Here is a 9,632-nt window from a genome sequence, read left to right as displayed (position 1 = left end):
CTATCTCGCCCTGTCCTCAGGACGGTCCGCTCAGCCGCGGTGGCGGCGGCGGCGGCACGTCATCGGCGGAAATCGTCCGTGCCTCCGAGGGCAGCATGATCGGAATGCCGTCGCGCACCGGATAGGCAAGCTTTGCCACCCTCGAGATCAGCTCACCGCGCTCCGGGTCCCAGGCCAGCGACCCCTTGGTCAACGGGCAGGCGAGCAATTCCAGCAGTTTAGGGTCGACATTGGCCTTCCGCACATCACGCCCGTCCGCTGCCATCGTGTCCTCTTCCCAGCCTTGGATGTGTCTTTACTGCAGGCTCGAGCCAAAATCCTCATTCTCGCGCGCCAGCGCCATTTCGGTGATGGCGATCAGCGTTTCGGCGCGCGTCTTCAGGTCCGCCGCCTCGAGCAGCGCCTGCTTTTCGGCCGGTCCATAGGGCGCCATCATCGACAGCGCGTTGACCAGCATGGCGTTTTCGGCGCGGCTGACGCTTTCCCAGTCGGCTTCCAGGTCATTGGCCTGCAGATAGGCGCGAAACGCCTTGAGCAGCGACGGCCTGTCGACCTCGGACCCGACCTGGTCTTCGTCGAGATCGGTGAGAAAGGGGGCGATCCGGCACTGGCGAAACGGCGTCTTGACGGTGGCTTCATGCGCGATGCGGAAGCGGCACACGCCCTGCAGCGAAATCAGGTAGCGGCCGTCGCCGCTCTCGGCCAGCGAGATGATGCGTCCGGCGCAGCCGACATTGCACAGCTCCGGCTCGCCGTCGTCGCGCAAGGCGCCATTGAGGCTGGGCTGGATGATGCCGACGAGCCGCGATCCGGCGATCGCCTCGTCCACCATCTGCAGATAGCGCGGTTCGAAGATGTTGAGCGGCATGCGGCCACCGGGCAGAAGCAGCGCACCGGCAAGCGGAAACACCGGGATCGTCGACGGCAGATCCGCGCCACGCCGGTAGTGCGCATTTCCCACCTGCACGTCAGTCCTCCCTTCGCCTCGCCAGCCCTGGAGCGGTTCGCCGTTTCACGGAAACGCAGAACCGCCCTATCCACGCAATTCCAGACGGAAAACCGCTACGCACTTCTCCTGGAATTGCTCTAATCTGGCGCGCCAGCCGCCGGCCGCAAGCCCACCAGGCAAAAACAGCCGGCAAAGCGCCTCAGGAAAACAGCAGCGACGACAGTTTGCGCCGCGCCGCGAGCGTCGCCTCGTCGGTCATGCCCCAAGCTTCGAAGAATTTCAGCAGCTGCGCCTTGGCGCCGTCATCGTTCCAGGTCCGGTCGGCCTTGATGATCGCCAGCAGATTGTCGGCGGCCTGCGTGCGCTCGCCCCGCGCGTTCTGGATCATGGCGAGGTCGAACCGCGCCTGATGGTCGTCCGGATTGGCGGCCAGCCGCCGCTCGAACTCGGCCGGATTGCCGAGCGAGGCCGCCTGCGCGGCAAGCGCCATTTTGGTGCGCAGCGCGGCAAGTGCGGGCGCATCCTTCTTGGCTTCAGGCGCCCGGGCCAAAGTGGCTTCCGCGCCTTCCGCATCGCCGGCCTCGAACAGCAGCTCGCCCAGCCCGGCGATCGCCTCGATCGTCTCCGGCGCCTGCTCCAGCACCGCGTCATAGATGTCAGCCGCGGTCTGGATGTCGCCGGCCTCGCGCGCCTCCGCGGCCGCCGCAAGCGCATCGGCCACTTGCGGGGCGCCGCCAGTTTTGCCGCCGATCTTCTTGATGAACTCGCCGATCTGGCTCTCGGGAATGGCGCCCATGAAGCCGTCCACCGGCTGGCCGTCCTTGAAGGCGATGACCGCCGGTATCGACTGGATGCCGAGCTGGCCGGCGATCGAGGGGTGCTCGTCGATGTTCATCTTGACCAGCTTGACCGCGCCGCCGGCGGCCTTGACCGCCTTTTCCAGCAACGGCGTCAGCTGCTTGCAGGGGCCGCACCAAGGCGCCCAGAAATCGACCAGAACCGGCTGCCGGCGCGATTCCTGGACGACATCGGCGGCAAAGCCGGCCGTCGTCGTATCCTTGATGACGTCCACCGGCACCTGGCCAAGCGCGGCCTTCGCACGCTCTGCGTCAGTGCCGCCATATTGCACTGTCGTGGCATACTGGCCGGCATTGCTGCCGAATTGGCCGCCGAACGGATTGTTGTCGCTCATGTCGTCGCCCTTCCGGTCGCGCCGCCCACCAGCGGAGGGGCGCAACGTCCTTCCTAGAGATCAGTTTTCGCCATCCATGTGGCGATCATGCCGAGACTTTCAAGATAACAGCATCGTGTCCGGTTGCCTCGACGAATTTGACGAGATCGGCGGCAGTGATCGAGGTCGTCGCCTCATTGATCAGCGGGTGGGCATTGATGACGTCATGCCCCATCAACTCCTGGTCGAGAACCACCTTGACCCGCCGCTCGGTGTCGTTGATCAGGCCGAAAACCGTGACCGCGCCCGGCGTGACGCCGAGAAGTTCCATCAGCATCTCGGGCTTGCCGAAGGAGACGCGGCTGGCGGCGCCGATCAGATTGTGGATCTGCTTGAGGTCGACCACGGCCTCCTCGCCGACGCTGACCAGGAAGAAATTGTCCTTCTTGTCCTTGAGGAACAGGTTCTTGGTGTGCCCGCCGGGGATTTCGCCGCGCAGCGCCTGCGAATCGGCCACCGTATAGAGCGGCGGGTGCCGCCGCGTCGACACGGCGATGCCGAGGTCGGAGAGAAAGGCGAAAAGCTCGGCTTCGGTCTTCGGCATCGGTCTTCTCTTGATCTTCAACAGGGCCATGCCGTTTACGGCCAATGGTACCCTCCCGGCAAGGCCGTCCTGGAACGGACCGGCGAATCCTCGCGCCTCAAAACGGAGTCGGTCGCACTTGAGAGCTAGGCCAAAAAGCTCGTCATTTCCCTGTTGCAATCGCCGCGCTCTTCAGCCATATAGGCGCGGCTTGCGGCCCAAAAGCCGCGCGAGCGGGTGTAGCTCAGGGGTAGAGCACAACCTTGCCAAGGTTGGGGTCGAGCGTTCGAATCGCTTCACCCGCTCCAGTTTCCTCTAGGGGATCAAGCACATACGAAAAAGGCCGGATCAATCCGGCCTTTTTCGTTTTCAGGGGCAGCACGCGGGGTTGCGGTAACTCTGCTGGCGGCCAAAGACGTGACGGGCCGGCCAGCGAGCAGCCTACAGCCTACGCCATCTCCGCTCTACCCAACATTCACGACTTCCATTAGCTTCCTCTAATGTCCGTCCTCTCGTTCAGCCCTGAGGTCCCCGTGAAGACCAGTGCCGGTCACCGACTTCTGATCAGCAACGTCCAAGCTGCGTCCAAGGAACTCCTGACATGGACCGAGCGTGGCCCGCACTGGAACCGAGCGGCACGCGTTTGCACTGCCGCCCTGGCTGGCAAAGCGACACCGCAGGAGGCCAGGAGGTGCTTCAGGATTGCTGCCATAGAGAATGGTCGCCTCCTTCCACGCATTGAAGAAGACAACTGAAATACCTGTGCCGCCTCGGGGCAATGGTCCTGGCATCGCGGAGTCGAACATCTCGCTTAGCACCGGAGCGGCCCAGCGGTCGTGGCTGGGTGTGGGGTCGGCCGCCGGGCCTAACCGGCAATAGAGGGGATAGTTTCGCCGGCTGGCATATCTATAGGCCTTTCGCGCACCTTTGCTAATTTGCCAAAATGGCCATGGTCCGAGGCGATAAATCGGATGAACCCGAGTCAAATCCGGTTGAGACAGAACGCTTGCGGTTGATTTGTCGTCGGGAGGCGCCCCCGGATTGCAAATCGGCGGCTTCGTGCCGGGCGGCACCGCTAAAACCCCGCTTTCAGGGCCAGGTAAGAAGCCAGGGCCAGCGAATAGCTCGCGGTCAAATGGTGATGATCCCGCCAGACGATGATGTTGCCGACAACGGCCGGGCAAAGCTGCGGGCCGCATATGGCGTCGATCATATCGACGAAGCGCGCATTCTTCTGGCCTTGCGCAGCCTCCGCCAACACATTGCTCGGCTCACCCTCGCTTCGCGGGGTGAAACATTTTTGCGGCGTGACGCTCAGGCAGTCGCCGGGGTCGAACTTGACATAAGGCGTGTTGCGGATGGCGATGATTTGCGAGCCGGCCTCCGTCAGCCTGCTCCACAGGCTGCGCAGGCCCTCGATCATCTTTTCCTGCGGAACGGAGCCGTAGTTGGACTGGCTGGTGAACACCAGTTCCGGCCTGAGCTTGATGATCTCGGCGAGCACCCTTTCCCGCCATTCTGCGCAGGACAAAGCGGAGTTGGCATTTCCAATCGATGCGCGGGTGAACGGGCAGGCGGATTTTGTAAAGCTGACCAGCCTCAGCCCGTGGTCCCTGGCGATCTTGTCGAGCGCCGGAGCCCATTGGGCGGCGTGCGAATCGCCGACCAGGACCATGGTCTTTGCACCCGCGGGATCGCCGAGAAGACATCGCGTCGGATCCGAGCCCTCCATCTGATGACATTTCGTTACATAGACAACCGGAATGTCCCGGTTCAGCCGCGCCAGCGGCGGCAGCAGGTCGACGTTGTCCGGCACCGCTGCGCTCGCGACAAGAGCGGCAGGCCCGGGATAGGACGGCGTTCCAACCAAAGCCCGGTCGATGGTCTCGGTCTTCAGCATATAGAGCAGACCGCCGGAAGCCGCCGCGCAAGCAAGGATCGCCAGCGTGCCGTAGCCCAGCGGTTTCCACCATGCGCCGCCTGCTGCCTGCCTGTATCGTTGTTCGACATACCGGTAGGAGAGCTCCGACAGCGTCAGGGTCAGCCCGATCAGGGCCACGCCGCCAAAGAGCGTCGGCGAATAGCCTTGCGCCAGAAAGAAGGTCAGCAGCGGCCAATGCCAGAGATAGATCGAATACGACCGGTCGCCGATGAAGCGAAGGATCCCTGAATCGAGCCCGCGAAATCGCCCGAAATTGACGTCGCCCGCCAGGACGACAAGGACGGTGGCCACTGTTGGCAGCAAGGCACTTACGCCCGGGAATGGCGTTGCCGCGGAAAACAACGTCGCGGCTGCGAGGATGCCGGCCACACCGGCGACCCCCAGCAATCGTCTTGCGAAGATATCAAGCGCAAGCCGGTGCTCGCTGAGCACCAGCAGGCCGCCAAGCGCAAGCTCCCAGATGCGCGTCTGCGACACGAAATAGGCCTGGGCGGGGGCTTTTGCCGTCAACACGATCGAGGCGGCCAGCGACGCAACGCAAACGGCCGACAACGCACCAACCAATGCACGTCCCAGGCGAAATCCGCGACGCTTCGCCAACCAGATCACGCCAATCATGAGGATCGGCCAGACGATGTAGAACTGTTCCTCGATCGACAGCGACCAATAGTGCTGCACCGGGCTCGGCAGGCTTTCGGCATCGAGATAGCTGACCGCGATCGCCGCCAGCCGCCAGTTCTCGACATAGAGCGCACTGGCCAGGATCTGGTTCGCCGTTTCCTCCCAGCGCGCCTTCGAGAGGAACAGCTGCGTTCCGCACAGCGTCGCAAGCAGCACCAGCGTTGCCGCCGGCAGAAGCCGCCGCACCCGTCGGGAATAGAACCCGACCAGCGACACCCGGCCATCCCGCGCGGCCATCTCAGCCAGCATGCCGGTGATCAGATAGCCTGAAATGACGAAAAAGACGTCGACGCCGACATAGCCGCCCGGAAGGATGCCTGGCCACAAATGGTAGACGACGACCAGCGCCACCGCCAGGCCGCGCAGCCCCTGTATTTCCGGCCGAAAGCCACGCCGCTCGGATACTGAATGCAAGATGCCCCCGCAATTTCGAACGGTTTTTCGGCCGAAATCCCGGACCCGAAATCCCGACCACTCGATTGCCACGATCCCTATCAAAGTCCGCTCGCGGTCACCAGAGGTTGGCGGCTGGCGGTCGATCGCGGAGCGCGGCGCGTGCGGCTCGATTGGCCCCCATATCCATCGGTTGGCGCTTCGCTTGCTTTTTCGCTGCCATCGGGGCGCTTTGTGGTGCTGGCGGCATAGTGATTCCAGACCACGATCAAAGGATCATGGTCAGACGAGACAAGACAGGACGCTTCATGCAAACACTGACACCCATCCTTTCGACGATCACGGCCGCCTTTCTCGCCTCTTTCGTCGAGGTCGTCGAAGCCTTCACCATCGTGCTTGCCGTCGGCGTCACCCGCAGCTGGCGCCCGGCGCTGATCGGGGCCGCACTGGCGCTGGCCGTGCTGGCGGCGCTCGTCCTGGCTTTCGGGCCGCTGCTGGCGCTGGTTCCGATCACAGTCATGCAGTTCGTGGTCGGCGTCCTGCTGATCCTGTTCGGCATGCGCTGGCTGCGAAAGGCCATCCTGCGCAGCGCCGGCGTCATCGCCTTGCGTGACGAGGAGCTGGCCTTCTCAAAGGAAACCGCTCTTCTGCAGCAACAGGCCAACGACCGCCGTGCCGACTACCTGGCGGGACTGGCGTCGTTCAAGGCCGTGCTGCTCGAGGGGGTCGAAGTGGTGTTCATCGTCATTGCCGTCGGCGCGGCACATGGCCAGACGCTCTACGCCAGCCTCGGTGCGCTGGCGGCCTTCGTGCTGGTGATGCTGGCCGGGCTCGCCTTGCACCGGCCGCTGGCTCGGGTGCCGGAGAACGCACTAAAATTCGTTGTCGGGCTGATGCTGACCAGCTTCGGCATTTTCTGGACCGGCGAAGGCATCGGCGCCGAGTGGCCGGGCGAGGACCTGGCCCTGCTCCTCATCTTCGCCATCGTCGCGCTGGCGTCCTTTGCCATCGTGCGCTGGCTGCGCAGCAGCTATCCGCAGCCCGCCGAAGGGGTCGCTCGATGAAACTCATCCGTCTTGTGCTGAAGGAACTCGTCGGCATGTTCGTCGACGACGGCAGTCTGGCGCTGCTGGCGCTGGTCCTGATCGCCGCGATCACAGTGGCGGTCAAGCTGCTGGCTCTGCCGCCGCTGATCGGCGGCCTCCTGCTGCTGGTCGGCTGTCTCGCCATCCTGCTGCACAGCGTTCGCCGCGCAGCGCGCCGAACCGGCCAATGATCAATAGAGGGTGAAAAACACCGGCAGCACGCCGCTGTTCCTCAAATGCTCGGCCAGTTCGATGATCGGGAACATGGCAAGGAAATAAAGCCCGTCCCGGAACGTCCGCTTCAAGGTGCGCGTCGAAAACTGGCGCTCGGCCTGGTCGTTGTAGAGCAACGGGTTCGGCCAGAACCGCGGCGTCCGCTCCGTATAGGCGGTGTAGGCCGGGCCGAATTTTCCCAGCAGGAACTCGGCTTCTTTGCGCGCCGTGACTCTGAAGACGACGAAGCTGGCCAGACCCAAGGCCGCGGCGGCCAGCACGGACCCGTACATCAATCCAACACCTGTCGCTCCGACGGTGGAGAAAAAGTAGAGCGGGTTCTGGGTGACCGAAAATGGTCCCGAGGAAATCAGTTCGGCGTTCTTCTTGCCGCCGACATAGAGGATGCTCCACAGACGCCCGATGAAGCAGACAAGAACAAATCCGACACCGAGCGCTTCGACGAATTCGTGCCCGTCCGAGCCCTCGCCGAGGAATGGCTTCGCAAACAGCAGCACGACAAAGGCAACGACTGCCGCGACCTGGACGACGATCAGGCGCCTGTGCTGATCGAACACCTTCACCGCCGGCTTGAGGGACGCGTAGCTCATCGTAAGTCCGCAGCTCCGGGGGTCGGTTGAGATAGACCGACGCCATCCATTAGCCGTTCCGTAAGCTCATGGCGAGGTGCCTGCGCGGGATTTTGGCCATTCTTACCAATTTGTAAGCGGCGGCGGGACAGATGCCGGTGCCGCGGACCAGTCACTCAAAGCATGTCGTCGAGACTCCAGTGATTGCTCCAGCGGGCGTCGATCTCGTCATCGACATTCTGGTAGCGGATGTCGGTCGAAAGCCGGATGCGCCTGTCGGCGCTTTGATTGGTCGTGGAAGCGTGGATCATGAAGGGCGAGTGCAGCACCACGTCGCCGGCCTCGTAGTCGGCGACCAGCCATCTTGTGTTGAAGCGCTCCGCCATGTCGGGCAGGTCCTTGGACACCCAGCCGCCCTCGGTCATGTTGCGATTGAAGGCGCTGATCCGCTCCTGCGGCGCCAGAGCGGCGTTGTCCTTTTCGAACCGGGCCTCCATCGCCGTCCCGATCGCATGAGAGCCTTCCAGATAGGCGAGGCCGCCATCTCGACCGGCGTATCGCCGATGGGTATCCAGGCGGTCACCACGCGGCTCGTGCCGCCGCGCAGATAGACCAGATCGTAATGCGCCGGGGTCGCGGTCGGCGTTCCGGGCTGCGTGAACCGCATCAGCTTGCGCTTGTGCAGGTAGGATAGGCCGCCGAGGAACTGGTCCATGAAGCCGGAAAGGCGCGGCTGCGCGCAAAAACCCTCATAGGTGGCCGAACGCACCAGCGACATCAGCCGACGATCGGCGAGGCCCTTGTCGAACATGCCGTCGGCCGCGATGCCCAAGGCAGGATCCGAGCCGGGCTCGATCAGCCCGGTATCGCCGAGGTGGGAAAACACCCAGCCGCGAAAATCGATGATGTCGGAGCGGCGCAGGAGACCCTTCAGCCAGACATAGCCGTTTGCCTGGTAAAGCGCTCGGATTGCCGCGACGCCGACTCCCGGATCGGTCGGTACGAGATGGCCGAGCCGCTCGGGCGCGCTCGACAGCGTCTTGCCGTTGGCGACGAGATTGGCCGGCGCGACGGCTCGATATCCGAACATCTAGAGGACGGAATAGCCGGCGCTCGCACGCTCACGCCGAAAATCCGATGGCGACATGCCGGCGAGCTTGCGGAACGATTTGTTGAAGGCGCTCAGCGAACCGAAGCCCGAGTCCATGGCCACGCGCAGCACATTGGCATCTTCATGCATCAGCAGCGCCTGGGCGTAGCTCAGCCGCAGCAGGTTGACATATTCGTTGAGCGTCATGCCGGTCGATTTCTTGAAGATGCTCATGGCGTATTTCGGATGGATGTCGGCTGCCCCGGCGATGTTCACGCAATCGATCTCGTAGAGGAAGTTTTCGGCGATGAAGTCGCACATGCGCCCGACATTGCGCGAGGATTGCTGGTCGAAGGGGCTGCCGGCTGCCTGTCCGATCGGATTTTCCGGCACCAACTGGTAAGGCTCGAACCGCATCCGCTCCAGCCGCAGCAGCAGCTCGTTCACCGCATGCTCGGCCTTTGCCGGATCCCCCGAGCGGACATAGCGGTTCCAGCGCTCGAAATTGTCGTCGTCCGACCGGTCGGTGGCATTGCTCACCAGTGTCGCGCCGGTCATCAGCCGGTGCCGGACATCGGTGGGCAGATGCAGCCGGAAGAAATGCACCAGCGGCAGATGCGCGCCGGCATAGACGGCATCGTCCGACAGATCGTCCATCTGGTGCGGCAGGCCGCCCCAGAACAGGCACATCTCGCCGGCCGACAGCGAAATCTCATGATCGTTCATGCGGTAGTGCACGCTGCCGCGGACGATGAAATTGACCTCGACCTGGGCATGCCAATGCGGCTTGAGCATCACCAGGGGCCGCGTGTGGAACATCTGCAGCAGCAGCGGCAGGCCCTCCACGCTGCTGGCGCCAGGCTGATAAAACGGCCTTTCCGGCATCTTACTTTCCGCCAATTTCTTATTCCCTTTGTCGGGGACAAGCCTTCCGC

Annotated in this window: 10 protein-coding genes, 1 tRNA gene and 1 pseudogene; 4 read left to right on the top strand and 8 right to left on the bottom strand. The window is 63.4% G+C overall.

What is annotated here, in order from left to right:
- Positions 1–16: 16 nt before the first annotated feature.
- The 4 genes from AC1RUK_RS28405 to AC1RUK_RS28390 form a co-directional block, all read right to left on the bottom strand.
- Positions 17–265 (bottom strand): Trm112 family protein, encoded by a 249-nt coding sequence (locus AC1RUK_RS28405; protein WP_481837982.1) that lies wholly within the window; start codon positions 263–265, stop codon positions 17–19.
- A gap of 30 nt (positions 266–295) precedes the next feature.
- Positions 296–967 (bottom strand): LON peptidase substrate-binding domain-containing protein, encoded by a 672-nt coding sequence (locus tag AC1RUK_RS28400; protein ID WP_481837983.1) that lies wholly within the window; start codon positions 965–967, stop codon positions 296–298.
- A gap of 181 nt (positions 968–1,148) precedes the next feature.
- The gene (gene trxA, locus AC1RUK_RS28395; protein WP_481837984.1) at positions 1,149–2,141 is read right to left on the bottom strand and encodes a thioredoxin; all 993 of its coding nucleotides are present in this window, start codon (positions 2,139–2,141) and stop codon (positions 1,149–1,151) included.
- Positions 2,142–2,226: 85 nt separating this feature from the next.
- A complete protein-coding gene (locus tag AC1RUK_RS28390) occupies positions 2,227–2,724 on the bottom strand; it encodes a prolyl-tRNA synthetase associated domain-containing protein (protein WP_481837985.1) in 498 nt (165 codons plus the stop codon).
- 212 nt (positions 2,725–2,936) lie between these two features.
- Between AC1RUK_RS28390 and AC1RUK_RS28385 the strand changes: the two genes are divergently transcribed.
- Both AC1RUK_RS28385 and AC1RUK_RS28380 read left to right on the top strand, forming a co-directional pair.
- Positions 2,937–3,011: transfer RNA gene (locus AC1RUK_RS28385), tRNA-Gly, on the top strand.
- Between the two features lie 192 nt (positions 3,012–3,203).
- Complete coding sequence (locus tag AC1RUK_RS28380) at positions 3,204–3,458, top strand: DUF982 domain-containing protein (RefSeq protein WP_481837986.1); 255 nt, start codon at positions 3,204–3,206, stop codon at positions 3,456–3,458.
- A gap of 320 nt (positions 3,459–3,778) precedes the next feature.
- Here AC1RUK_RS28380 and AC1RUK_RS28375 read toward each other — a convergent pair whose 3' ends face one another.
- Complete coding sequence (locus AC1RUK_RS28375; RefSeq protein ID WP_481837987.1) at positions 3,779–5,740, bottom strand: acyltransferase family protein; 1,962 nt, start codon at positions 5,738–5,740, stop codon at positions 3,779–3,781.
- Positions 5,741–6,027: 287 nt separating this feature from the next.
- Between AC1RUK_RS28375 and AC1RUK_RS28370 the strand changes: the two genes are divergently transcribed.
- Together AC1RUK_RS28370 and AC1RUK_RS28365 are read left to right on the top strand one after the other, a co-directional pair.
- A complete protein-coding gene (locus tag AC1RUK_RS28370) occupies positions 6,028–6,783 on the top strand; it encodes a COG4280 domain-containing protein (protein ID WP_481837988.1) in 756 nt (251 codons plus the stop codon).
- Positions 6,780–6,995: a hypothetical protein gene (locus tag AC1RUK_RS28365; protein ID WP_481837989.1), complete on the top strand. Its 216-nt coding sequence runs from the start codon at positions 6,780–6,782 to the stop codon at positions 6,993–6,995. Before AC1RUK_RS28370 ends, AC1RUK_RS28365 begins: the two co-directional genes overlap by 4 nt.
- Here the strand turns inward: AC1RUK_RS28365 and AC1RUK_RS28360 are convergent, their stop codons facing one another.
- The 3 genes and pseudogenes from AC1RUK_RS28360 to AC1RUK_RS28350 all read right to left on the bottom strand — a co-directional run bounded on the left by AC1RUK_RS28360 (position 6,996) and on the right by AC1RUK_RS28350 (position 9,582).
- Positions 6,996–7,628, bottom strand: a complete 633-nt coding sequence (locus AC1RUK_RS28360) for a methyltransferase family protein (protein ID WP_481837990.1) — start codon at positions 7,626–7,628, stop codon at positions 6,996–6,998.
- 155 nt (positions 7,629–7,783) lie between these two features.
- Positions 7,784–8,697 (bottom strand): annotated as a pseudogene (locus tag AC1RUK_RS28355) (phytanoyl-CoA dioxygenase family protein).
- Complete coding sequence (locus AC1RUK_RS28350) at positions 8,698–9,582, bottom strand: helix-turn-helix domain-containing protein (protein ID WP_481837991.1); 885 nt, start codon at positions 9,580–9,582, stop codon at positions 8,698–8,700.
- Positions 9,583–9,632 lie beyond the last annotated feature (50 nt).

It is taken from the genome of Mesorhizobium monacense, from assembly GCF_056781675.1.
This window is presented reverse-complemented; position numbering and strand designations above follow the sequence as displayed.